A 24,846-nucleotide genomic window follows, 5' to 3' on the forward strand; every position below is an offset into this window, starting at 1 on the left:
AACCTAGAACATCTCTCTATTCATCTTCATCAGACTCTAAGCTCTCTGGCACCATTAGCAACTGACTCTCCTCAACTTGCACAGACCAGACATCAAGGGTGGTGCCAAGGGATTGATTGAGGGATGCGATCGCATCTGCAAAGTCAATGGCAGCAGTGACCTCACTGTTTTGCGCCTCGACCAGATCATTTTGCAGCTCCAATACTTCAAAAATGTCCCGAGTGCGACCCCGGCGTGCTCGGGCTCGGGCATTTTCTAAACGCTGCTCAGCCAGTTCCCGAGCTAGACGTGTTACCTCAATGCGATTGCGGGCAGATTCTACATCTCGTAGCTGGTCTGCAACATCAAGTTGAATATCAGACTCAAGTCGATCCAGATCATTTTGTAACTGTTGTTGCGATACCCGGTTACGCAGCAGAGCAGTTTCCGTTGATTCATCTTCCAACAGTCGCGTCAATACTAACTCTGTTGATGCTTCCGAAAATTCTCTTGTGCTGGCATTGGCGCGTAAATCTAAATTCCAGCGGCGATTGTCAGTAGCTACCACACCATTGATCTCAGCAATTTCTAAATCTAGCTGAGCCTGGCGATAGTCTGGTCGATTCCCGTAAGCAATCTCCACCAGCTCCTCTAAGGGCGGAACCTCAGAATCTTCAGCAACCGTACTCAATATGGTCAAAGCTTCTTCTGGAATTGTAATTTCCAGCGAGTCGTCCAAATCTAGCAGATTTAAGAGATCCGATTTCGCCTGTTGTAGCGCATTTTCAGCTTCTAAAACATTAGTTTCAGTAGCTGCCAAGTTGGCATCAATTTCCACTAACTCAAATCGGGCTCTCCGTCCTGCTTCTACCAATGCCTCGATTGAACGGCGCTGTTGTTGCTGAGTCTCAAAAGATAGCTGTTGAATCTGTAGACTGGCTTGAGCGCGAATTAACGCATGGTAAGTGTTGATGCCGCCAGTAATGTCTGTAATTAGTCGCTGTTGCAGATCAAGCTGATTACTAGTTTCTTGTAAACGGGCAATTTTTACAGAGGATGTGTTAACCGCTCGCCCAGCCCCCCGCAACAGCGGCTGAGTCACCGTTAAATCCACCTCTTGATCCTCAATCAAATCAACCGTTACCTCCAGCGTCGTTCCCAAGGGGGTCAGCAGCTCTCCCCCCAGACGAGCTTCACGGGTAATTTCGGTTGTATCAGCCGTACGATCGCTCAGGCCCAGGCTTAAGGTTGGTGTTAAATCTGGGGTAAAGATACTCTCCGCTTCTCGTAGATCTTGTTGTTGGGCAATCCGCTCTAAGGCAGCATTTCTCAGGTCACGATTGTTTTGCAGTAACAGCGTAACAACGTCTGACTGGGTTAATGCCAAAGTCTGGGCAGAGTTATTCTGCGTCTCAGAGGGGGCCAATAATGGGGCCGAGGGAGACTCAGTACTCGGATCAATACTCGGAGATGAGTCAGATTCCCGTTCAGACTGGGAATTTGGTGTGGGCGGTAGCTCAGGCAGTTGCGCAACCGGTTGCGCAATTGCTGGCTGAAGCATTGATGTTGCTAAAGCACTGGCCATAAAAAAGATGTGTAGCTGATTTTGAAATCGCATCAGTCACTCCGCAGGGCTTTAACAATATCAACTTGGGTAGCGCGCAAAGCCGGGATAAAGCTAGCACCCACACCAACGACCACCGCTGCCCCCATGGATAAGGCAGCATTACGAGATGAGAATCGATAGGGAGCCTCTATGACAATCGTTGTGGCCGCTTGGGTCAGACCGTGGACCGTGGCAACAGCTACCGCCCCCCCTAGCAGGCTTAATATCACCGCCTCTAAAATGAACTGACTCATCACCTCTAACTTAGATGCGCCAATGGCTCGACGAATACCAATTTCTTTGGTCCGCTCTAGCACGGCAGCAACTGTAATATTGGCAATGCCCACGCCGCCAATGACCAGGGCAATTAGACCCACCGCAGTGAGGGCAGCTGAGGCAATTTTTTGCACTTCTAAGTCTTCTAACAAATCATCCGCATTACTCCAAACATGAACCTCGGCCTGGGGAAAACTCTGTTGCAAAAAAGCTTCGACCGCTTCGCTAAGATCGCCAATTTGAGTCAAGGAGTGGGAGCTAATTTGCAATGAATCCCAACGATATCCCCCAGACAAAACAGTTGCAAAGGTCTCAGTCATCCACAACTCCCCCCCTGTGCCCCATTCAGAGTTAGATTTGGACTCCATCACACCAATCACGATAAAGCGATTACCATTGGCATAAACAGCCTTATTTAAAGGTGATTTCTCCTGAAATAGGCCCACTGCCAACTGTTCGTCGATGATGGCCACAGGGCGATACTGTTCCACATCTCCTGGATCAAAAAACCGTCCCTGCAACATCTGTCGCCCTGTGGTATCTAAATAGTTAAGGGAAACACTGCGGGCATCCACTTCGGCTTCATTGGCTTCGTATTGAACATTGTTAATGTTGTAAACGTTGCTAATAGAGCTAACGGAGCGAATTTCAGTAATTGAGTTGGTAAGCGCCTTTTGAAAGGCTTCATCCAACTCAGGTTGGGGGCCATTCCTGGCATAGACCCAGGGACTAACAAATGGTCGATCACGCTGGGCTAGTTTGAGATCAATTTGTTCACGGGTAATGGTTTGAATATTGAGGGTGGCACTGACCGCACCCACCCCCATAAACACGCCAAATGTCGTCAGACCAGAGCGCAGCCACTGATTGGTCAGGGAGCGCCAGGTCATAAACAATAGATCTGGTAAGGGAAGTCCCATGACAATTATTGGTTAAATTCTTCAGGGATAGGGAGTGCAGGAGACTCACTAAGGGGCATGCCAGGCGTAACGGTCATGGTAGGGGGGACCAGGGCAATTTGATCGCCTACGCTCAACCCCTCTGTTACCGCCACTAAATCTAACCCTTGTAGCCCCAGTTCAATGGGCTGTTGGATCGCATTACCCCGCTGATTTCTAATCCAAACAAATGGCTCGCCCTGATCGCGCTGGATCGCTTCAGGGGGAACCACCAGCACATTTTTTTGTTGCTCTGTAATGATGTCAACACTGACAAAACTGCCAGGAATCAATGCCTGACTGGCACTGTCTAGTTTTACTTTGGCGGTCACCCTGGCTTGCCCTTCTTGAGAACTACCACCGTTACTCGCCGATAGGGCCTGGGGTGCTAAAGCCACCACCCGTCCGTCAAAGTCTTGCGCATCCGGGCCAATGGCACGAATTCTAGCAGGTTGATTAAGGCTAACTTTGGCGGCATCCAAGGTAGATAGCTGTAGGTTAACAATCTCTTGATTGGGGTCCCCCAGCGTCAGCAGGCTCTTATCAGTGGCAATGGCTTCACCAGCACTCACTTGCACTTCAAGCACAACCCCATCAATCGGTGACGTAATCACTCGATCATTAAACTGCTGTTCTAGCAAATCCAGGGTTTCAGCAGCTGTCTTGAGGTCTAACTCAGACTTGATGACAGTCAGTTGGGCATCTTTGAGTTCGGAACGGACTCGATCTAAGGCGTTTTCATCTTCGCGCACCTCATCTTCTGAAATAAATCCTTGAGCTGCTAACTCCTGAGACTCTTGGTATTGCTCTATCGCAGCAGTGACTCGCTGCTCGACTTCGGCTACTTTTTCTTGATTACGATTCAGGTCCAGCTGGATTTTTTGGATTTCGACCTGTTGCGATCGCACCTCTCGCTCGTTGCTGCGATCGCGCAAAATCAGCAACGGCTGACCAGTTTCCACCAGGGTGCGCACCTCCACCAGCACCTGCTCAACGGTCGCTTCATTTTGCGGCGATTTCAGCGTCTGCTGACCTCCCAAAGCCAGGGTGCCACCAGAGGTGACCGTTAGCTCCACCGTCGAGCGTTCCACCGTATGCAGGGGAACGGCAATCGGCTCTGAGCTAGGAGCCCGATAACGCATATAGCCCCAGGTAGTTGCCCCCGCTAAGGCAGCAAAGCCCAACAACCAGATTGAGATCGCACGATACCTTAATGAGCGAGGATTAGCGCTCAACGGCTCCACCGCCGTGAGCAAGGTTTCTCCAGGCTGCTCTGGAGATCTAGCATCTGTCATAGTTCCTGATACCCAAACGGCAAATGCCCATGATGTCCCTTGCATCAAATCTTACAAAGATTGACCGTGAAGTGTCCATTGATGAGCAGAGTTTCAGAAACATACAGGGTATTAACGTAGGTTGGGTTACCCCACACCAAAAGCTCTCAGACTATTCAAAACCCTTATGAACCCAACATTACCGATCACCCAACGCCCACAAAAAACGAGAACAATGGGTGCTGGCATTGTTGGGTTCATAAAAAATTGGTTCAGAGGCAAGGGTTTCGGCGTATGACAACCCAACCTACACCTTGTGCTCGGGGTTCTTAAAGTCCGTCTTACATCCAGCATCCCAAGCATCAGGCTGATTACCATGGCCTGGAATCCCGCCATGATCCTTAAGCATGCGTGCCAGGTGCATACAGTTCCAGGCCAAAAACGTGGTGTTCCGATTCGTAAAATCGTTATTGGGGCCGCCGGAACCTGGATCTAAATACGACGGTCCAGGCCCCACTTCACCGAGCCAACCAGCATCAGCCTGGGGAGGAATTGTATAGCCAATGTGAGACAGTGAGAACAGAATATTCATCGCACAGTGTTTTACACCATCCTCATTGCCTGTGATCAATGTGGCCCCCACTTTGCCATAGTCACGGTACTGGCCTTTCTCATTCAGCAGGTGAGTGTAGCCATACATCCGTTCCAAAACACGGTTACACACAGAGCTTTTTTCTCCTAGCCACACTGAAGTACACAACACCAAAATATCAGTCTCATCGATCTGTTTTTGCAACTGAGGCCAGTCATCTTTATCCCATTCGGGGGTTTCAGACATATCTAAGCCTAAACCCGCCGGAATCTCGTAATCAACGGGACGAATCACTTTGGTTTGCACACCATTGGCTTCAAAAATCTCTTTGGCAATGTTGATCACTCCGCGAGTGTGGGAAAGCACTGGCGTACGATTGAGGGTGCAATTGAGGAATAAGGCCTTCAGGTCATCATACTTTGCAGGCGCATTTTCACATTGATGCTGGGTAATTTTAGAAAGTTGTTCTGTCATGGTTTAAAGTTTTGAGTCAACTAGAGTGGGCTTGGTGTTGTGGATGGGTGGATGGATGAGTGATGGGGGAATGGGGTGATATCTTTAAGCGCAAGCGCCTAAATCAACTCTGGATCTGCAATAATCTCCACCAGGGCGGGTCCCTGATAGGCAAGGGCGCGAGTAATTGCCTCATCCAGTTCCTCCTTTTGAGTGACCCGAATACCCAAACCACCACAGTTTTCGGCATATTTTGAAAAATCAGGATTATGGAGTGACGTTTGCCACACATCCCACTCTCCAGCACGCTGTTCTTTAGAGATTTTGCCAAGCTGAGAATTGTTGAGCAAAATGTGAGTAATGTTCATGCCATATTTCACAGCGGTGGTGAACTCAGCGAGATATTGACCTAAACCACCATCGCCAGAGACTGACACAATCGGTCGCTCCTGACCTGCGGCTGCCCAAGCCCCCATGGCTGCCGGGAAGGCAAACCCAATCGAGCCGAGATAGCCAGACATCAAGACAGACTGGGCCTGACATTCAAAATAACGGCCAAAGGAATAGGTGTTGTTGCCCACATCCACGGCAATGACGGCATTGGCGGGCACATGGCGGGTCATGGCAGCAAAAACACTGGCAGAATTAACTCCTTGTCCACGGTCGTCGGCTTCGCGGCGGGCTTTTTCGGCTCGCCAGATGGCCCAGCGGTCTGCAATTTGCGATCGCTGATCCTCCGTCTCCACGTTTCCGACCAACGCCGCCTGCAACTGCGCCACAACAACACTAATTTCACCCCACACAGGCACCTCCACCGCATGGAACTTACCCAGGGCCAGCGGGTCAAAATCCACCTGAATAATCGGCTTACCAGGATAGATACCCGTATGATTTGAGAACGAGGCTCCCAAGACAAGCAGAACATCCGCTTCATTCATAAACCAGCTGGCAATGGGGGTTCCACTACGTCCCAAAACACCACAACCTAAAGGATGGTGATCGGAAATTAATCCTTTGCCTTTGAACGTGGTCAGAATTGGAGCCCCTAACGTTTCTGCTAACTCAATGACCGCAGCCATATTAAAACGGGCACCGTGGCCAACAATAATCACCGGTCGACGAGATTTTTGCAATGTATCCATGGCCTTTTGCAACGACTCCGGTGGTGGCGCAATGTGTAACGGAGTCATCCGACCAATGGGATCTGAGGCAGGCACATCGACCGCTGTCTGCACCTGAATCTCATCAGGGAAAATCAGATGGGAGACATCCCGCTTGAGCAGAGCATGCTTAATGGCCAGGGTCATCAGCTCAGCGTGTCTGCTATTGCTTAGAACTGTATGACTCCAGGCCGCAACGCCACTAAAAGCCGCTGATAGATCACACTCCTGAAAATTGCCAGTGCCCAACACTTGGGTATTGACCTGCCCGGTTAGGGCCAATACGGGCGCACGATCAACCTTGGCATCCCACATACCCGTCAGTAAATTTGTTGCACCAGGACCCGCAATGGTTAAACAGGCGGCAGGTTTGCCCGTTAGTTTGGCATAGGCCGAAGCTGCAAACGCCGCTGCCCCTTCATGGCGAATACCGATATAACTGAGATTTCCCTGAGTTTCTTGGCGACGCATGGCATCTGCCAGACCCAAATTAGAATGGCCCACCATGCCAAACACATGGGTCACGCCCCAGTTCACCATGGTTTCTACCATTACATCGCTAACGGTACGAATGTGGGGCTGTTCAATGTCTAACCCCACATACACACCATCTGAACGCACATCTACGGGAAAGGTTGCTAAGGCATCATCCACTTCCAAAGCGCCAGGTGGTGCCCCCGTTAACGGGCAATAGTCCCAGCCATGCCAGGGACAACGCAACAGACCATTCTCAATGGAGCCTTCACCCAGTGGACCACCCTGGTGAGGACAGCGGTTGTCTAAAGCACCATATTGGCCCTGGTAGTGGGTGAGGGCCAGGCTTTTATGACCAGCTACAACGGTTTTAACTCGGCCTTCAGGTAACTCATCTAGATCTAGAACGCGATACCACTGTGTTGTGACATCAGGCATGGTCGTTCTCCTAAAATCTTCGAGCAGGGAGATTATTGCAAGTGTTTATGAGAACTCCCTAAACAAGCAACAATAAAGTTGTGTAAAGCGCTGTCCCCGTGGCAAAGGAAAAGAAACAGCTTTGTTTTTCGTCGGGCAGCTCTCGTTTCAAAATGTTGAGAATGATGCTGCCAGCCAGGAAGGACCAAACAGCTAGAATTCCGGCTTCACTGAGGTGGAGGGAGCGGCCTGCGATCGCACCCACCATAATTGCAGCTGTCAGCAGCCAACGACCATATTTGTCATAAGGAGCCTGATGATGCTCCCGTAAGCCATGGTCAATAATATAAAAGTGCAGGGCGATGGCGGCAAAAAATAATAGACATTGCAGCAGTGTGTGGTTAGCCAGTTCTTGCAGTAAGTAACCAACAACCATATTGAGAATCGCAAACGCCGCAATGTGAATCCAGAAAACAGGATTCTGGGTGCTGTCTTGGTTGTTCTTAGTTTTGTTATGCAGGCGAGATTTAAGCGCCAAAATATCTAACCCATAAAACACCAACAAACCCAACAGCGCCAGTATATAAACATGATTTTCCACATACGCAACCCATGGAATATTAGAGTGCGTTATCGTCTCTTGAGCATGACTTAACTCGGGAAAAACCTCCAAAAAGACATAGCCAATAGATACTCCGCCCGCAAAGGACATCCAGCGAAATTCAGGAATGAAGGAAAAAATATTTAATTTAGAAACAAACGCATGAATAAATGCTAGGCCAACCGCTAACGCAAACCCTGGTCCAGTCATAATAGGTCTCTAACTCTAAAAAATGAGCGTTCTTTTGACAATAGTGATACAAAGGGCAGCACTGGCATGACATTACTTACCTAAATTTACTTTTAGACACATGAATTGCTAGCCATCAGGCAAATACAACAAGGCTCCTCAAATGGAGAGACATTATGTCCCATGGCTTCCCCGACTAGCTAAATGCTTGGCGGCACAAATGCCATCATCGCCACTTCCACCCCTACCCACTAAAACAACAATCTGGGTCTGTCGCCATTGTTCTTTCAGACATGAAATCGCCTATGGAGAAAGGTTTCAACCTGCATTTTTCATCATTGACAACAGATGAGAATCCGTTGCTTCAACAGCCATGGGAGCAACTGCAATCATTTTTTCTGTTGTAATAGCAGGCACCTCTAAGCCTCTATCTATAAAAATTTCAGCCCCATGGTGAACATCTCCATTGGTATAGTGCAATCTCTCATCTCAGAAACTGGCTGATTCATGATTCTAAAATCGCTAGCCCACGAATAACGTGATGACCAAATCTTACAAAGGCTTATTTCTACCTGCAAGCTGTTTTTATTCTTCAATTCCATAGACAGCTTCTATGGAACGCCCCAATTAAAAGTTGGCTCCGTCGCCACTAGGTAGGTATATAGTGCAACCTTTCCCTGGGTTCCATACGTCCTGCCCTTAACAGCCAACACCCTTGATTAATTCTTAAGGTCGTTAGATGACGTGAAAATCATTGATACCTTTATCCAGTAACCTCGTCGGACTGTAGCGTGATCCACGGTGTGGATATCTTCTATCTTCAGTCGAACTTGCTCCCATGGAAGATTTTTACCGCTATGACTTGTCTAGACAAGACTTAAATGTACGGGCGGCCCACTCATTATGTAGAGCAGGATGGATGCTAGTTGAAATCAACGGCGTTCTCAAAAATGGTTGTATCAGTGTGGAAAATTTTCAGAGAATTCAGGAGCAAGCAACCACGTTAGAAAAGCTACAGCGTAAATTTGGTCCCCCACCTAAATTGAGCCGGTCAACCGAAATTAACGTTACAAAAATCAATATTCACCAGAGGCCAACTCTGCTGGTAATGAACCGAGGTGTGGAAGAAGCCGCTTCTATTTTGAGTCACCATGGTTGGCATCTTGAGCAGATTCGCAGTGTGCTAAAACCCGCAATCCCCCCCTTAGACGACATCGGTTTTGCCCTCCTCCACGACCTCCAGGTCGAAAATCACCGTAGTCATCGCCCACGGCTCACCCCGCCCCACCCGTCCCCCCGTAGAAACGCTGCGGCGACCACACTCAAAGCCTTCACCCTCTTGGTTTGGCTGGGAGGACTAATTTTTATAGGAGTTTCATTAATCCTTCACGTGCTATGAAGTTTCTCAAAGGTCATTTTAGGTGGAACTACTGTTCTCTGAACCAGTCATTTATATGTAGTCATAGGGAGGCATATTTAAAACCTGATTAGTTTGAGGTTTGGATATAGCTACCCTGCTAATTAACCCATAGCAGGCATACACCGTCGAAGAAGGGCTCTCGACTCAGACCAGCGTATCTACCTAGCTATGTAGCTGAAGAATCTAGGGGTATATGAAACACGTTCAGCATGATGCCTTAGAGCAAGCAATCGATATTAGAGCCGCTCGTACATTGTGTAGAGACGGCTGGTCCTGTGAGCAGATCAATGCAGTCTTAAAGAACATTGACATCAGCCACCAGCAATTTGAAACGATCCAAGCCCAATCCAGGGAACTGGACGAGCTACAACAGGTGTTTGGGCCACCGATTAACTCTTTGCGTTCTGAGCATGCTGAATCGAGTCAATCGGATCTGGATTTTTTAAATCGTGGTCCCGATGCGGCGGCCTCAGTCCTGCGGGAGAAAGGCTGGAACAGTTACGAAATTGACCTGGTTATCCGAGAATCCATGTTTGTGCCGTTAGAGGAGTCCAAACTGGCCCCTCAACAGCCTGCCTATGTTAGCTACCCGACCACCATACCGGTGTTTCCAACCCAGAATCCGAATGGCTATGCCCTTGGATATCCTGATGGTGGCATTGCTGCTGCAGCCACTCTCAGCGATCGCAGTCACTTTCACAGAACTAGCAGTGGCACCTTGAGACGTGACATTTTTATCCTGACCTTCATGGCAACCATCGGCCTAGTCATGGTATTCACGCTGCTGTAACCGCTAAGAAGCAGTCAAGACGTTACCGAGCACTTCCTATCAAGACTCGATAACAAATTCATCAAAACGATTGATGGGCAAACATTCTTCCACTTCAAGCTGCCTGACGCTAGCTCGTTCAGGCCCTTTTTTTGCCCATTCAATCAAGGCATTTAATTGCTCATCAGAACCATCCGCCACAATTTCTACCGTATGGTCAGGCTTATTGGTGACATAGCCTGTCAACTTTAATTCTTGTGCTTTTTGGCGTGTGTGATAACGAAAGCCCACACCTTGCACCCGTCCATAAACCGTAATCTTTACTCGTGACATCTAAGGGGTGAACTAATTTATGCCCCCATTTTGTATCAAATCGTAATACTTTTTTAAGTTTTATTAAGAGCTAAAATTTTTGTCACCAAGGTATTTGTTTTTGTCTATATCTAGGACATTTACGTTGACAAAAGCATGGTGTTATAGGTATTTTTACTCATTGCCTCTACAACTTGCGCAGCGGCTTCTTTGACCACATCCACACCTGCACCAGCACGACAGCTATGGTCAGTTAAGTGTCGTTTCCAAGCCCGACTGCCTGGCTGACCATGGAAGAGCTGTAGCATATGGCGGGTAATGGAATGTAGCTTTGTGCCCTGTTCAGTCCAGCGAGCAATATAGGGCAGCATGGCAGTCACTATTTGATGGCGAGTCAAGGGAGCATTGGCTGCATAAATATCTCGATCGGCAACGGCAAATAGGTAAGGGGTATCGTAGGCAGCGCGACCAATCATCACAGCATCCACTTGCTGTAGATGGGTGTCAGCCTCTTCTAGGGTTTTGATACCGCCATTGATTTCAATCCACAATTCGGGATGCTCTTGCTTAAGACGGTAAACATCGTCATAGCGTAGGGGGGGAATCGTGCGGTTGTCTTTGGGGCTCAGTCCCTGGAGCCATGCTTTACGGGCATGGACGGTAAAGCGATGACAGCCTGCTGCCATTACGGTGGTCACAAATCTGACCATGTCTTCGTAGCGATCGCAATCATCAATGCCAATGCGGTGCTTCACCGTCACCGGAATATCGACCACAGCCTGCATCGCCGCGACACAATCCGCCACCAACTCTGGCTGCGACATTAAACAGGCCCCAAAGTTACCACTTTGCACCCGATTGCTAGGGCAGCCCACATTCAGGTTGACCTCGTCATACCCCAGATCTTCAGCAATCTGCGCACACTTGGCCAAAAGCTGAGGGTCATCGCCCCCAATCTGCAAAGCAAGGGGTTTTTCGAGGGGATCGAACCCCAGAAGCTTGGTGCGATCGCCATGGAGAATCGCCTGAGCCGTAATCATCTCGGTATATAGCAGCGTTTTTTGCGTAATCTGCCGCATGAAATAGCGAAAATGACGATCCGTGCGGTCCATCATGGGAGCCACACTGAGAGGGTGCAGACGTTGGGACGGTGGGTCAAAACTCATCACTCATCTCCCTGCTTTTCCAAATACGCTTTTGCCTTTTGCGGCTGGCCCCAAAGCACGTGTTCATGCTTATAAATCACCATGCCTGGGCGAGCGCCTTTAGGTTTATAAACATGTTTGGGTTTGGTGTAAACCACCGGCACCTGCTCCGACTGACGGGCTCGACTAAACCAGGCCGCAATATTGGCTGCCATGCCCAGGTCTTCATCACTGGCTTCAGCACCAGGCTCTAAACGCAGCAACACATGGCTACCCGGAATCTCTTGAGTATGTAGCCATAGATCATAGTCATTGGCCGCTTTAAATGACAAAGCCTCATTTTGGTTATTGTTGCGTCCCACCCATATTTCAGTCCCGCTAGGAGTTTGGCATCTATAGAAATTGGGCAGTTTCTCTTCCCGTCCCCGTCCCTGTTGTTTCCATTGGCGTTGGTGCGGATCGGCTATATAGTCCTGTTGCACCAACTCATCTCGAATTTCTTCAAGGGCGGCGAGATCGTCAGTCATGGTGTATCGAGGGGTTTGACTGAGGGCGGCTTCTACCTGTTCAAGATAATGCAGCTCCGTTTCTACCTCTGCGAGCAAAGGCATGACGGCCTGACGGGTGCGCTTTAATTTTTGATGTCGCTTATATAATGCTTGGGCATTTTGCACCGCAGTTTTTTCGGGGTTTAGTGCCAGAATAACGGGTTTGCCCGAGTCAAAATCCTGAAGTTGGATTGATGTCATGCCCGGTCGCCACTCATGCAGATAAGCCATCAGCAGATCTGCCTGCACACGATGGCCCTCGGCCTGGTCAGAATCATCTAGCCGCTGATGGAAATTAACCGCTTTCTGCCGCAGTTTTTTCGTCAGACCTTTTATCTTTTGAGTGAGTTGGTGATGGACCTGCGTAAATGTCTGCTGGTTGAGCTGCGTCGTGTAGTAATCATCTAACAGCTGTTGGATAGAACCAGAAAACCCTGGTGATGATTGCGTCCAGCCCAACACCGTGTACCCCTGATCGGCATGGGCTGGTTGAAAGTCATTTTTCCCTAGACATTGAAGCCAGCGTTGCCATTGCAAATAGAGTTGCTGCCAATCATCAGTTGTCAAACTATCGGTGGTTTGATTTGGGTCTAGACCAGCTGCTCGGCTTAGTTGTTTTGCTAACGCTGTACTTAGACCGCTATAGCTTTTCACCATCATTTTGCTGAGCTTGCCAGGCACCAGGCCAATCCGTTCTTGCCAGTCAGTGCATGGCTCGTCTAAACGGGGCAACGTCCCCACAATGGCCGGCGGTGGCTTGTATCGCCCCCCTGTGCGGATAGTGCGAACACTTGATTGCTGCTCATTCACCTGGTGTGCAGCGGTCACAATTTCCTGATGGGCATTGGTCAACAAAACATTGCTGTACTTACCCATAATTTCCACATAGAGATGCCATTCTGCAGGCTCATCAGGACGCCGAGCGAATTGCAGATCAACAGCACGCTCCCAAGGGGCAAGAAAATTAATCTTCGTTAAGGCAAGTCCACTGAACTGATGTTTCAGTTGCTGACTAAAGGTAAAGGTGTCAGGCCGTTTTGGAGGAGCCATCCCAATGTGGATACGCGCCGCCTGAGGATGCCAAGAAATTGTCAGCCATCCACGTCGATTAAATGTCCGCAGTCCAAGACAAACAGTATTACGATCTCGTTGCACAACTTGTTCACAGCGAGCAGGCAACCATTCGGAAGACAATTCACTACAAATGGCTCTAAGGGTTGTTATATCAACCGGTTGCACTCTTTATCCTCTGTTATCAGCAAATTTGGATATTTTTGAAAGATTTACCCGTTTTTTATTCAAGCTCCTTAAGAAGCGAGCACACTGGAGGTCAGTAAATCCATGAAGAATTCGTCATTCTCAATCATTAGGCCTCATTTTTCTCATGTTTAATTCCTATTTTTTTAGTTAACATTTCGGTACTAGGATTTAGTCATTTACGCACTTAAACGAGCGCATTATTAAGCATGGTAGCTGTTGCTGCTTTTGCAATTTTGTGCTCTAGATGCTTGCTTTTGAACTTATGGATATTAAGCTTATCAACATTGGCTTTGGCAATATCGTATCTGCCAATCGGGTAGTTGCCATCGTTAGCCCCGAATCTGCACCGATCAAACGATTGATTGGCGATGCCCGCGACACAGGACAACTGGTTGACGCCACCTACGGCAGGCGTACACGGGCCGTGATCGTCACCGACTCAGACCATGTGATTTTGTCAGCGCTACAGCCTGAGACTGTTGCCAATCGTTTCATGATTAACAAGGAAAACGGTGATTGACAGGCAAATGGCGGCTAATAATCCTACCTTATTGAGCAATAAAGCCTTGATAGAGACTTGAGCGGTTTACACTAGAGACATTCGTAATGGCAAAAAAATCGCATTTTGCAGATGTCCGTTAATTCCGCTCGTCCTCCCGCCTTAGACAAAATTGTCAAACGTTTTCAACGGATTCAAGACCCGCGACGTCGCTACGAGCAGTTGTTGTGGTACGCCAAACGTCTAGAGGGTTTTCCTGAAGATGCTAAGACACCTGAAAATAAGGTAAAAGGCTGCGTCTCACAGGTTTACATCCTTGCCAATGCAGATGAAGAGGGCAATGTTTGTTTTCAAGGTGATTCAGATGCACAAATTACGAAGGGTCTGGTCGCCTTATTGATTGAGGGTCTCAAGGGAATACCACCTCGCGACATCGTGCAGTTGGAACCCGACTTTATAAAAGAGACCCAACTGGATGTGAGCCTCACGCCATCGCGAGCCAATGGGTTCTACAACATCTTTAAAACAATGCAGCAGAAGGCGATGGCGCTAGCGAATGAATAACCTACTGTAGGGGCGTTCCATGGAACGCCCCTACAGTATTAAGAATAGAAATCCGTAGCAAATTCATCGCTGTAGAAGTCATCTGGATCTTCTTGTTGGTTTTTCTCAGTTTTAGGTGCTGTAAGGCCAAATGCAGCCAGTACTCCTGCATTTTCAGCGGTGGAGTCTAGCACATTGGCCTGAAGCTCATGCCATATCGGAACTGCTGTGAGTAACAGTCGCCGACCTTGGGGCGTGGCCTTGAGGAACTGACTCCGTTTGTCTTTGCCAGGCCCAATCTCAATCCAACCATGTTTCTGCATGCGGTCAATGGTGCGGCTAATGGTGGACTTTTCCATGCCGAGCATTTGCCCTAGCTGGCCAGGGGCAATTGGCCCCCGACTAATAATTGTGGCTAAGATGTTGAGCTGATTAACGGTTAAGCCTAAGGGGCGCAAAGCCTCGTCATAGAGACGCGTAACCATACGATTGATTTGTCGTAATCGCATGGCAATACAGTGATTGGTCATCTGACGAGCAATTTCTTTAGGGGTACCGTAGGTTGCCGCCATGGTTAAGTCACACTTCACTAGTTGTATATTCAACCATTTAGCACTTAAACTCGTAAATTACATCAGTAGCTAGCACATTAGGCTGAAAAGCTAAGATTTACATCACAACATTTTTCTTAATAATCAGTAAGATTTAGAAGTACGTAATCATGGCGGGACCCTATGGACATCCTCAATGCGAGTATGGCTGACAGTCTCTGGATTGGTTTAATTGTGGGGCTGGCGTCTCTAGTGCAGAGCCTGACAGGGTTTGGGTTTGCCCTGGTAGCAGTCTCATTGCTGCCATTTTTTATGGACCTACAGCTGGCGGTGACTTTAGTGATCGCCGTGGGGCTGATTGGCAACGTCGTCCTCTGGTGGTACTACCGGGAGAATTTTGAATGGTCCCGGATCATACATTTATCGGTGGCTGCCCTGGTGACAATTCCAGTGGGCGTTATGGGCCTGCATTATGTCCCAGAGCATTTGGCGCTACAGGCGCTCGGTGTTCTGGTTTTGGCCTATGTTGGTTACTCATGGCTACAGCTATCGCTACCAGAACTGACCGGACGCCCCTGGGCCTATGCCTTTGGTGCAGCCTCGGGCGTCTTGACAGGGGCCTTTAATATTGGTGGGCCGCCGATTGTGATCTATGGCAACTGCAATCAGTGGAGCCCTGAGCAGTTTAAGGGCAACTTACCGGGGGTGTTTTGTGTGCTGTCGTTGGTTGCGATCGCAACCCACATCTGGCAAGGCGATTTCAGCGCCGCCCTACTCACCCAGGTAGAATATGCAGCACCGTTCTTTGTCGCAGGTTTAGGCCTCGGGATTTGGCTATCTAAATATATTGATGCCGCTAACTTTCGGCAGATTGTCCTCGTGCTACTGGGGGCAATTGGCTTAAAACTGCTGATTTAATTATCTGACCCTGGTGCTGGTGGAGCCTCAGGTGTAGGCTCCTCGGGTGTAATATCAATGGTTTCGTCGGTGATCACTTCCACCTCAGGTAGTTCCTCAGGGATTGCATCCTCCGTGAGATCTTCTTCACTGAGCTCGCCATCGTCGGGGGGCTCAATTTCCACCGGAGCAACATCAAAGGGAGGATTATCCTTGAGTTCCTCCCTTAAAGAGTCCCCCAGGGTGGGCTCAGTCTCTTCAGCCTCAGCAGTGTCCTCTGGGGTACGGTCTAAACTGAGCTTGGCCACCTCACCTCTAAAGTAGGCTTCACGGTATTGAAGGGACTCCGAAAACGCCAGCCCTGCACGAAAAGCAACCAAAGCATTGTCGCGATCATCAATGCTCAGGTATAGCTGCCCCAGGCGGTCATAGGCCTCTAAAATGCCGTGCTGGTTATACGCTTGCTGCTCAGCCCTGACCAGCAGGTTATACATGGTGAGCGCTTCATTGGTCAGGCCTTGCTCGGCATACAAATCGCCCAAGTCTTTCAGCACAGTACTCACATGACCATACAGCTGTAGGCTCTGGGCCGTCACGTAGGCCAGGTTGTAATATTGCAGCGCCTGGGGATAAACCCCAATGGCTCGAAAATTACGAGCCATATCAATTTCTAGGGGGGGTTCGCGATCATTTTGAGCCGTCGCTCTATACAGTCTTAGCAACTCGGTTTGCACCGGCAGTGCTTGGGCATAGTCTTTGGCTTGCTGATAGCTATAAATCAGCTCCTTTAAATATTGCGTATGCTCCAGGGTGTTGCCTTGGATGTCAGCCCTGTCAATTAACTGGGTATATAGCTGAGCCGCATTATCAAAATCAAACCACTGTAAATAGTGGGCCGCCAGCACCACCACCCACCCCTGCTGAGTCAGCGTATCCGCAGCGGTCATGTCGATCAGTTGCTGATAAATCTCCGTGGACGTGTCCCGCATCCGCAACGTCTGAGCAATCGTCGCAATGGTTTCCACCCGTTCTAAGGTGGCCGATTCCTTTTCTGCTTCCCAAATCCGCTCCAGCCGCACCGACATTAAACGGACCTCTTGCGATCGCTGCGAATTCCAAGCCTGCTGACCAATACGGCTCAACGCTTCCAATTCTGCTTCAAGGCCAAATACACGACGTAGTTGCAACTCACGCATCCAGAGTTCAAACGCTTCATCAGGCTGTTCCGCCAGCAGCAGTGCCCGCGCTTCAGCATCCAGTTGAAATAGCGCCAGTTCCAGAGCGTAAAGTTCTAGAGGACTCAGGGGACGATCCACCACCGCCGTCGGTAGCAATGGATCCCGTGGTTCCTCCTCCAACGGATCACTCAGAAATGCATCCAGCAGCACCGGGTCTAAACGCTGACCATAGGCTGGCAACGACATTAATGTAAGGACAGCTAAACTACCCGCTAGTCGCTGGCCCAAGCATCGAAACCAATGCCGCTTTCGTAAACTAAAATAAACACTCATTTACAGAACTTTGTACTTACGCTGCTTTGCAACCGTGAGCGGTCGTCCGTGCTGTAACCTTAAGATCTTGTGTAAATCTTTTGTCAGCAGGCCTTTGCTGGCTGTCTAACCATAAAACAAATCTGTTAACTATGTCCCCAAATGTAGCAACCCGCACTATTCGGATTGGTTCTCGTAAAAGTCAGCTTGCCCTAGTGCAAACCCACTGGGTGCAGGGTGAGCTACAAAAACGCTTTCCTGAGATTAACTTCGAAGTTAAAACTATGGAAACCCAAGGGGACAAAATTCTCGATGTCTCCCTTTCTAAAATTGGCGACAAGGGCCTCTTTACCCAAGAACTTGAGGACGACATGCTCAACGGCACCGTTGATTGTGCCGTTCATTCTCTGAAAGACTTACCCACTCGCCTACCCGAAGGACTAATGCTAGGCTGCGTGACCGAGCGAGAAAACCCCGCCGATGCCATGGTTGCCCACGAGAAGCATGCGGGTAAAAACCTGGATCAGCTACCTGAAGGCGCTGTCATTGGGACGTCTTCCTTACGTCGTCTCGCCCAGTTGCGTCATCACTACCCGTCTTTCCAATTTAAAGATATTCGCGGCAACTTAAATACCCGTCTACGTAAACTCGATGAAGGCCAGTACGATGCCATTATCTTGGCTGTCGCGGGCTTAAAGCGTCTGGACATGGCTGATCGCATTCAGCAAGTGGTTCCTGCCGATGTTTCTCTGCATGCTGTGGGCCAGGGTGCCCTGGGTATCGAGTGCCGCAGCGGTGACGACGATATTCTGGCGGTTATTAAAACACTGGAGCATTTACCCACTGCCCAGCGTTGCTACGCAGAGCGCGCATTCCTGCGGGAGCTAGAAGGTGGCTGTCAGGTCCCCATTGGTGTGAACACCGTGATTGAGGGAGATACTCTCACACTGACCGGTATCGTCGCTAGCCTGGATGGTCAGACAGTGGTGAAGGATGAAATCTCAGGTCCTGTGACGACAGCGGATGAAATGGGAACTACTTTGGCTAAGCGAGCTAGAGATGCCGGTGCCCAAGCAATTTTGGATACGATCAACGCTGAAAACCGTTAATTGCGCATTCGTCCATAGTCGAGCGGTCTACATTCTTAGGGGCGTTGCCTGCAACGCCCCTAAGAATTGTTTGGTTTACTTGCCCTTCCGTAGGCTTAAACACTATGCACAAATCCAATCCCCCTCTAGACTTGATCCCGTGGAAGATGGGTTTTTCATCGGGGCAATAGGAACGCGATGCGAATTTTATTTGTGGCAGCAGAGGCCGCACCTTTAGCAAAGGTCGGTGGCATGGGAGATGTGGTCGGCACATTACCCAAAACACTGCGCGCCATGGGGCACGACGTGCGCATATTTATGCCCTATTACGGCTTTATGGGAGACAAGGTAGGGATCCCCGACGAGCCCACCTGGTGGGGGTATGCCATGTTCAATGCCTTTGCAGTGTACGAAACCACACTGCCAAAATCAGAGGTCCCGCTATACCTATTTGGTCATCCTGCCTTTGATGGCAATGAAATTTACGGCACTCCAGACGAAGATTGGCGCTTTACCTTCTTTGCTAACGGTGCTGCCGAATTTTGCTGGAACCATTGGAAACCCGATATCATTCACTGCCATGACTGGCACACGGGCATGATTCCAGTCTGGATGCATCAATCCCCTGAAATTTCCACTGTATTTACCATTCACAATCTGGCTTATCAAGGCCCCTGGCGCTGGAAACTCGACAAAATCACCTGGTGTCCCTGGTACATGAAGGGTGACAGCACCATGGCAGCCGCCCTACTATATGCCGACCGGGTGAATGCCGTTTCTCCCACCTATGCTCAACAAATCCAAACCAAAGAATACGGCGAGAAACTAGAAGGACTGCTGTCCTATGTCAGTGAGAAACTGAGCGGCATCGTCAACGGTATTGACCTCGATGAGTTCAACCCTGAAACCGATGCGCAAATTACCCAGACCTATACAGCAGAAACCTTAGAAAAACGCGCGCTCAACAAAGAAGCCCTCCAGAAAGAAATGGGCTTAGAAGTTAACGACGGGCGTTTTCTCATTGGTCTGGTTAGCCGGTTAGTCGAGCAAAAGGGTATCGACCTAATTTTGCAGACGATGGATCGATTTTTGGCCTATACCGATGCACAGCTCGTACTTTTGGGCTCTGGAAACCGCCATTACGAAACACAGCTTTGGGAATTATCCAACCGTTTCCCCGGTCGCGTCTCAGTTTATTTGATGTACAGTAGCCAGCTAGCCCAAAAAATCTATTCTGGCGCTGATGCCTTCCTAATGCCATCAAAATTTGAGCCCTGCGGCATCAGTCAAATGATTGCGATGCGCTATGGCTGTGTACCGATTGTGCGGCGTACAGGTGGCCTTGTGGATACCGTTAGCCATCACGACCCCGTCACTGGCACTGGTACCGGCTACTGTTTTGACCGCTATGAGCCGTTAGATTTGTTTACCTGTATGGTCCGTGCCTGGGAAGGCTTCCAGTACAAGCCGTTCTGGAAAAAACTACAGCAGCGGGCCATGGCAGAAAACTTTAGTTGGGAAAACTCTGCCCTGGAATACATCAAACTCTATAGCGAGATCAAGGGAATAGCTGCTGAAAGTCAAATCCCCACTGAGTATGGCGGCCAGTTGGCAATCAAGCACAACTAAGCCGCCGATTTGGTTATGGCTGCTCCGAGCATTAGTACCCATATCCATCAAGCTGGAGCAGTGTTGTTGATAAATGTCTAAAAACACTAAACATCGTCGCGAACTAGATCAGTGCTTGTTGTCGAATCCAGGCAGCTCTCGACAAGATTGAGCTGCCAATCTCTCGCATCTGCCCAGTTAAGACTGTCGTAATTCAGCATCCAGTTTGTTTTCCATTTCAGCTAATTTTTTGGCAAAGCGTATCCGATGACGACGAGACACCTGCTGCTCAGGGTCAATGCCATCAAATGTGGGCGGAATCCAGGCACGGACCACCAATAAAGTCCCCAACACGAGCAGAAAAGAACAGGCAGCCATGACCTGCACCCACGGGGTTTCCAAAATGCCCCGCACAATGATTTCCCGCAACACTGACACAATCGAGACTTCCACCGCCACACCAATAGAAACACGGTGCTCTTTCAAGTAGATAATCAACAACCGAAACAGTTCTACCAGGATCAACAGGAACAATATATCGGCGGTGACCTGAGGGAAATTCAAAGGGGGTAACAGTGACAAAAACATCTCTCGTAGCTGCATCACCATAAAGCTAAACAAACCAATGCAGAGAGAAATCACAATCAAGTCTTGTATCAGCTCTAAGAAGCGTACAACGTGGGTGCCACTGAACCAGCTGCTCCAGCGAGGGGACTTTGATGCCGATAAGGATTCCATAATAGTTAGAAGGTAAATGGTCAGGCGAGCGAAGCAGTCTTAATCCCAGATATAACGACAGATTGCCGGGAACCGTTGGATCAGTACTGCGAACTGTCGCGTAAACGCCCAGATTCTTGAAAGGATGAGTACCAACCAGTCAGCTTAACCACAGGAGCTATCTGCTGGAATGGTTGATAGGTTAATTCCTATGATTAGCGGTTTATCATGATTTGTAAAATGTCAATCTTAAAATCAATTGATAATATTTTCTTATAAAAAGATATCTGGACTATTTGCCAGACAAATACTTCAAACGGATAAGCCCCAGCGCCCCTACGACTGTGGTGTGGCAATACTGCTGTTTTCACAGTTCGTAATTTGTTCTAACACTAGTTTTAAGTCATCTTGATCGCCCTGCTGAATCTGTTGCATCATTGAGATGTTGACCAGTTCCATGCCTAAACGCACCCAGTAGGCACCGGTAACAGATTCAAAATCAATCGGGGGCATTTGACTAGAATAGGACTGTTTTAGATCCAGAGAAAGCTTCTCACTCAGCGCACGAATTACATGCTGGCGATGGGGTTCAGCCTGGTTCAGAATGTCATCCATAGGCCGGGCCAAAACCTCAGCAATCTTGTCTTTGCTGGCTTGTTTTTGCAACCACACTTCTAAGGTAGACACGGGCCAGTCAGTGGTCTCTTCATCCACTTTTGCAAAGGCGTGGGCTTCAGCATAGGAGACTGTTCCGTCGATATTATAGTCAGCCGATGCCACTGGCTGGCCTACACGGTCAACACCGCTTAATCCAGCAAAAAAGCTAGAGCTGTAATCACGATAATCGGCCTCATTCACTGCGGGCGTGCAGCCCACCGATGGCCGCTCAGCGACGGTGGCAAAGAAACCACAGCGAGTTTGTAAAGCAACAGGATTTTCAGGATTACCCTGTTCATAAATGAGATTAGCAAAGGATCCTGAAAAACACTGGGCCATCATTGCCACAAAGGGTTGATCGGATGATAGCTGATCGAGCCAACCGCCCAGTTGTTGCACTGAAACCAATTTCTCTTCCCAGAGAATCATCGCATTGTTATCGGGATTCTCGCTGTTATAAGCACCATGGCCAGTGAAATAGAAAAATGCTGGGCATGGTGAAGACTTATTGGCTAAATCGTCAAACCATTTTTGAGCATTATCAACGGTGGCAGCACCATCCAGACTGTCAATTTCTGGAGGCTTAAACTGCTCTTGCCCGACAAGGTTGATGTAGCGAACGGTGGGCTGACCATCATTGCCGTTAGCAAAATATTGGCGAACACTGCTGATGTCAATTTTGAGGGTATTGAGAGTGCGTTGAAAGTAACGTACGTTTTTCTCCAGGGCAATTTCGTTGTAGTAAGCAGCCCCACCCCCAGCTAACACCAAAAATTCCATGGGCACAACGACTGCCTGCGCAACCGATGGGGCATTCTCTGTATATGCCTGTTTTCTCCAGCCCACCACCAAACCAATGGCAATACCCATGAGGCTGGTCGTTAACAGCTGAGTCAGAAACGGGAATTTGCGCATGGGGAATGCCGATGTACCTTGCCTTATTTTAGACAAGGTTTCTGCATCATTGGTGGCATTCACAAGCCATTATCCTGAACCAGGCACTCCTCAGGGGGATGCTCCTACCGATTTCCATGATTACAATGGGAAAGATTTTTGGCTCATTTGCCGTCGCAACCGCCAACCTATGCATCAACTTGTCACTACAGCCCTTGAAGCCCAGGATTATCGTCGTGCCAGTCAATTGCTTAAGCAGTGGCGTAAGGCGGCTCCTAAAGATCCGTTTATGTTGCTATCGATCGGGCGATTGCACGAAGGCACACTACAGTGGGATGCGGCGGAGAAAACCTATCTCACCTTTCTCAAACGGGTGAATAATCCTAAGCTCATGGGACAGGCTCGTGCCGGATTAAAGCGTGTGCAGCAAGCACGGGAGGCTAGCCGTCAAGCAGCTCTCAATGAAGCAAAGGCGGTGCTGGGCAGTGATGAGCCAGGGGTACTGGTGATTACACCACCGCAGGATGCTAAGCAAGCGGCCATGGGACTCGCCGACGTTTTACGCATTGACCCGTATATGGCAAGACTGCAGCTACCTAAGCGGGGCATGCGATTGCAGCGCAGCGGCCCCATTGGAGAAATGCAATATTACGGTGAGGCGTTGCAGGCGGTAGGTGTGCCAACGTTATGGTCAACCATTGACGATCTAAAAACTGTGCAGGTGTTTCAGATTAAGCATTTTCGCGAGATCGCACCGGAACCAGTGATTGTATGCCAGAGTCCAACTGGTCAGATGGGCTCAATGCAGTTTGACTGGTCTGAGGTCACTCAAATTATTCGGGCTCAGCTGCCAGTCTTTGAGCGCGTTACGGAAAAGGGACCTTGGGGTAAAACCAAGGACAAAGTGCAGGTTCAGGACTATGTCCAGGTGATGGATTTGCATGTACATGGGCGGAAGAGTATTTTGCGGATTTGCGATCGCACCTACGAATTCCGCAATAGCGTTGCCCTAGTGCCTGACCAAACGAATCTCACATCCACCCGCATTCGTTGGAATGGCCTCATGCAGCAAATCACCAGTACAACTGAATGCCCGGTGTGGGAAGACTTTAGCAACTTTGGCCAGGGCGCTTTAGAAGTGGTGCCCTTACTGCCCTATATGCCAGTTTATCTGGATCTACAGCGGCGTAAGCCTAGCGACTGGGATACCGCGTTTCAAATCTATACCGCCCTGATTTTCCGCCAGAAACCGGGGGCTACGGCCCAGGCGGAGGCATAATGCGGATACGTTCTAGCTGCTGGCTGATACGATTCAACAAATCAAAATCTGCTTCTGGCAAATCACCCCCTCGTCCAGCCCGGTTCTCTGCCTCCAAAAATGAGAATGCCTGGCGGAATGTGTGCCCATCCGCCTTAATCAGTGCATTCAAATGGCAAGGAATTATCTGCTCAAACGACAGCTGGGAGACTTCATCAGCCCAAGTTAAAACCGCTTTTGCACACCGGTTAAAAATCAAAGACTGCAAAACCGGCGCAACCATCAATCTGCCATTCCCCCGCAGGCGTTCAAATGATCGCTGCCAGTGGGGGTGCCAATCAAAGGGATATAAACCAAAATAAGCCCGCTTAGACCGATCAGATGCCGTTTTAGCCGCCCGTAAAACCCGCCACCATTGAGGATCTTTAAGCGCATCGGGGCGAAAGTAGAAGGCAAACAAAACAATACGTTGCCAACCCTTGCGGCGATTTTCAGCCGTATCTGCCAGGTGATCAGCAGCACTATCCTTGGCATGAAACAGCAGCGGATAGCTATCTAGCTGCACAATTGCTGGCGGTTCCGCTGGAATTGAAACCACCGAATCAGTCACTAGCAATGTTTTAGACGCCCGATGCAGCAGGGCTACTTCTGAAAAGGGACCAATCCCTAAATTGACGGGACCGAGCACACGGTAATCGAACTCATCACCAAAGGGAGCATCAGCAGGACTCTCAGGTAGCCAATGGGTACGGCCCATGGGAAAGCCTAGCCAGCTGAGGGGTAAATTCAGCGGAAAGCTCCACTGATGTTTCGCAACATATACCTGAGCTGAAGGAAACTTGCGGGCAAAGGGTCCTACAAATACCTTGTGCTCTAACCCAGTGACGGTGGGCAAAATAATGTACTTTACATCGCCATGCTCAGCCACAAGCTCATGGACCAGACGAATACATTCGGGGGTAGGAGCAACGGGCGCATAGACTAGCAAACCTCCGGCAGCCAGCCGGATCACCGTCATGCGAATGGGCACCACCACATACAAGATGCCCTGCATTTGGTCAAAGGTCCAAACCTGGTTAGCGATTACCTCACGGCGCAGTGTGCGTCGCTGACCATAGGGATATAACGGCACCAGCGGCCACCATGGCCACGACCAGTCGGCGGAACGTTCAATTGCCCGCGAGTCAGACACACCCTCTCCTCCAGATTTAACGCTCAAGTTTTAGTATTT

Annotated in this window: 23 protein-coding genes; 8 read left to right on the forward strand and 15 right to left on the reverse strand. The window is 49.3% G+C overall.

The genetic code is table 11. From position 1 onward, the window contains the following. Positions 1 to 16: 16 nt before the first annotated feature. The 7 genes from QGP82_RS04000 to QGP82_RS04030 form a co-directional block, all read right to left on the reverse strand. Positions 17 to 1,597 (reverse strand): TolC family protein, encoded by a 1,581-nt coding sequence (locus tag QGP82_RS04000; RefSeq protein ID WP_163661353.1) that lies wholly within the window; start codon positions 1,595 to 1,597, stop codon positions 17 to 19. Next, on the reverse strand, positions 1,597 to 2,781 hold the full coding sequence (locus QGP82_RS04005; protein WP_499057183.1) for an ABC transporter permease: 1,185 nt from the start codon (positions 2,779 to 2,781) through the stop codon (positions 1,597 to 1,599). Before QGP82_RS04005 ends, QGP82_RS04000 begins: the two co-directional genes overlap by 1 nt. Positions 2,782 to 2,786: 5 nt before the next feature. Next, on the reverse strand, positions 2,787 to 4,094 hold the full coding sequence (locus QGP82_RS04010) for an efflux RND transporter periplasmic adaptor subunit (protein ID WP_499057186.1): 1,308 nt from the start codon (positions 4,092 to 4,094) through the stop codon (positions 2,787 to 2,789). Positions 4,095 to 4,380: 286 nt separating this feature from the next. Beyond that, positions 4,381 to 5,139 (reverse strand): flavodoxin family protein, encoded by a 759-nt coding sequence (locus tag QGP82_RS04015; RefSeq protein WP_163703142.1) that lies wholly within the window; start codon positions 5,137 to 5,139, stop codon positions 4,381 to 4,383. 98 nt (positions 5,140 to 5,237) lie between these two features. Beyond that, positions 5,238 to 7,190: a thiamine pyrophosphate-binding protein gene (locus tag QGP82_RS04020; protein WP_499057189.1), complete on the reverse strand. Its 1,953-nt coding sequence runs from the start codon at positions 7,188 to 7,190 to the stop codon at positions 5,238 to 5,240. A 58-nt stretch (positions 7,191 to 7,248) separates the two neighbouring features. Further along, positions 7,249 to 7,980: a hypothetical protein gene (locus QGP82_RS04025; protein WP_163661363.1), complete on the reverse strand. Its 732-nt coding sequence runs from the start codon at positions 7,978 to 7,980 to the stop codon at positions 7,249 to 7,251. Between the two features lie 153 nt (positions 7,981 to 8,133). Next, positions 8,134 to 8,259 carry an NAD(P)H-hydrate epimerase gene (locus tag QGP82_RS04030; protein WP_499057279.1) on the reverse strand — a complete coding sequence of 42 codons (126 nt, stop codon included), beginning with the start codon at positions 8,257 to 8,259 and terminating at the stop codon, positions 8,134 to 8,136. Between the two features lie 538 nt (positions 8,260 to 8,797). Between QGP82_RS04030 and QGP82_RS04035 the strand changes: the two genes are divergently transcribed. Together QGP82_RS04035 and QGP82_RS04040 are read left to right on the forward strand one after the other, a co-directional pair. After that, positions 8,798 to 9,358: a hypothetical protein gene (locus tag QGP82_RS04035; RefSeq protein ID WP_499057192.1), complete on the forward strand. Its 561-nt coding sequence runs from the start codon at positions 8,798 to 8,800 to the stop codon at positions 9,356 to 9,358. 214 nt (positions 9,359 to 9,572) lie between these two features. Further along, a complete protein-coding gene (locus QGP82_RS04040) occupies positions 9,573 to 10,169 on the forward strand; it encodes a hypothetical protein (RefSeq protein ID WP_499057194.1) in 597 nt (198 codons plus the stop codon). A 39-nt stretch (positions 10,170 to 10,208) separates the two neighbouring features. Here QGP82_RS04040 and yccX read toward each other — a convergent pair whose 3' ends face one another. The 3 genes from yccX to QGP82_RS04055 all read right to left on the reverse strand — a co-directional run bounded on the left by yccX (position 10,209) and on the right by QGP82_RS04055 (position 13,392). Beyond that, positions 10,209 to 10,481: an acylphosphatase gene (gene yccX / locus QGP82_RS04045; RefSeq protein ID WP_499057196.1), complete on the reverse strand. Its 273-nt coding sequence runs from the start codon at positions 10,479 to 10,481 to the stop codon at positions 10,209 to 10,211. A 119-nt stretch (positions 10,482 to 10,600) separates the two neighbouring features. Beyond that, on the reverse strand, positions 10,601 to 11,626 hold the full coding sequence (dusA, locus tag QGP82_RS04050) for a tRNA dihydrouridine(20/20a) synthase DusA (protein ID WP_499057198.1): 1,026 nt from the start codon (positions 11,624 to 11,626) through the stop codon (positions 10,601 to 10,603). Beyond that, on the reverse strand, positions 11,626 to 13,392 hold the full coding sequence (locus QGP82_RS04055) for an Rqc2 family fibronectin-binding protein (RefSeq protein ID WP_499057200.1): 1,767 nt from the start codon (positions 13,390 to 13,392) through the stop codon (positions 11,626 to 11,628). The genes dusA and QGP82_RS04055 overlap by 1 nt, the downstream gene beginning before the upstream one ends. Positions 13,393 to 13,675: 283 nt before the next feature. Here QGP82_RS04055 and remA point away from each other — a divergent pair, with 283 nt between their 5' ends. Then, complete coding sequence (remA, locus tag QGP82_RS04060; RefSeq protein ID WP_006517162.1) at positions 13,676 to 13,933, forward strand: extracellular matrix/biofilm regulator RemA; 258 nt, start codon at positions 13,676 to 13,678, stop codon at positions 13,931 to 13,933. A gap of 111 nt (positions 13,934 to 14,044) precedes the next feature. After that, positions 14,045 to 14,476: a SufE family protein gene (locus QGP82_RS04065; protein ID WP_006517161.1), complete on the forward strand. Its 432-nt coding sequence runs from the start codon at positions 14,045 to 14,047 to the stop codon at positions 14,474 to 14,476. Between the two features lie 38 nt (positions 14,477 to 14,514). Here the strand turns inward: QGP82_RS04065 and QGP82_RS04070 are convergent, their stop codons facing one another. Beyond that, a complete protein-coding gene (locus QGP82_RS04070; RefSeq protein WP_499057203.1) occupies positions 14,515 to 15,027 on the reverse strand; it encodes a MarR family winged helix-turn-helix transcriptional regulator in 513 nt (170 codons plus the stop codon). A 162-nt stretch (positions 15,028 to 15,189) separates the two neighbouring features. On the opposite strand from QGP82_RS04070, the gene QGP82_RS04075 reads away from it, so the two are divergent. Beyond that, complete coding sequence (locus QGP82_RS04075; RefSeq protein WP_499057205.1) at positions 15,190 to 15,924, forward strand: sulfite exporter TauE/SafE family protein; 735 nt, start codon at positions 15,190 to 15,192, stop codon at positions 15,922 to 15,924. On the opposite strand, the gene QGP82_RS04080 is transcribed toward QGP82_RS04075, so the two are convergent. Beyond that, positions 15,921 to 17,414 carry a tetratricopeptide repeat protein gene (locus QGP82_RS04080; protein WP_499057207.1) on the reverse strand — a complete coding sequence of 498 codons (1,494 nt, stop codon included), beginning with the start codon at positions 17,412 to 17,414 and terminating at the stop codon, positions 15,921 to 15,923. The genes QGP82_RS04075 and QGP82_RS04080 overlap by 4 nt on opposite strands. Before the next feature lie 131 nt (positions 17,415 to 17,545). Between QGP82_RS04080 and hemC the strand changes: the two genes are divergently transcribed. After that, positions 17,546 to 18,502: a hydroxymethylbilane synthase gene (hemC, locus tag QGP82_RS04085; RefSeq protein WP_163661382.1), complete on the forward strand. Its 957-nt coding sequence runs from the start codon at positions 17,546 to 17,548 to the stop codon at positions 18,500 to 18,502. Positions 18,503 to 18,679: 177 nt separating this feature from the next. Further along, positions 18,680 to 20,110: a glycogen synthase GlgA gene (gene glgA, locus QGP82_RS04090; protein WP_499057209.1), complete on the forward strand. Its 1,431-nt coding sequence runs from the start codon at positions 18,680 to 18,682 to the stop codon at positions 20,108 to 20,110. A gap of 177 nt (positions 20,111 to 20,287) precedes the next feature. Here glgA and QGP82_RS04095 read toward each other — a convergent pair whose 3' ends face one another. Beyond that, on the reverse strand, positions 20,288 to 20,827 hold the full coding sequence (locus QGP82_RS04095; protein WP_163661386.1) for a phosphate-starvation-inducible PsiE family protein: 540 nt from the start codon (positions 20,825 to 20,827) through the stop codon (positions 20,288 to 20,290). Positions 20,828 to 21,142: 315 nt separating this feature from the next. Further along, positions 21,143 to 22,378 (reverse strand): Caspase domain-containing protein, encoded by a 1,236-nt coding sequence (locus QGP82_RS04100; protein WP_499057213.1) that lies wholly within the window; start codon positions 22,376 to 22,378, stop codon positions 21,143 to 21,145. Between QGP82_RS04100 and QGP82_RS04105 the strand changes: the two genes are divergently transcribed. Continuing rightward, a complete protein-coding gene (locus QGP82_RS04105) occupies positions 22,377 to 23,636 on the forward strand; it encodes a tetratricopeptide repeat protein (RefSeq protein WP_163661388.1) in 1,260 nt (419 codons plus the stop codon). The genes QGP82_RS04100 and QGP82_RS04105 overlap by 2 nt on opposite strands. Here QGP82_RS04105 and QGP82_RS04110 read toward each other — a convergent pair. After that, positions 23,614 to 24,807, reverse strand: a complete 1,194-nt coding sequence (locus tag QGP82_RS04110) for a DUF4336 domain-containing protein (RefSeq protein WP_499057216.1) — start codon at positions 24,805 to 24,807, stop codon at positions 23,614 to 23,616. The genes QGP82_RS04105 and QGP82_RS04110 overlap by 23 nt on opposite strands. Positions 24,808 to 24,846 lie beyond the last annotated feature (39 nt).

It is taken from the genome of Leptothoe sp. LEGE 181152, assembly GCF_032906605.1.
In the GTDB taxonomy this organism is placed as follows: Bacteria; Cyanobacteriota; Cyanobacteriia; order Phormidesmidales; family Phormidesmidaceae; genus Leptothoe; species Leptothoe turfae.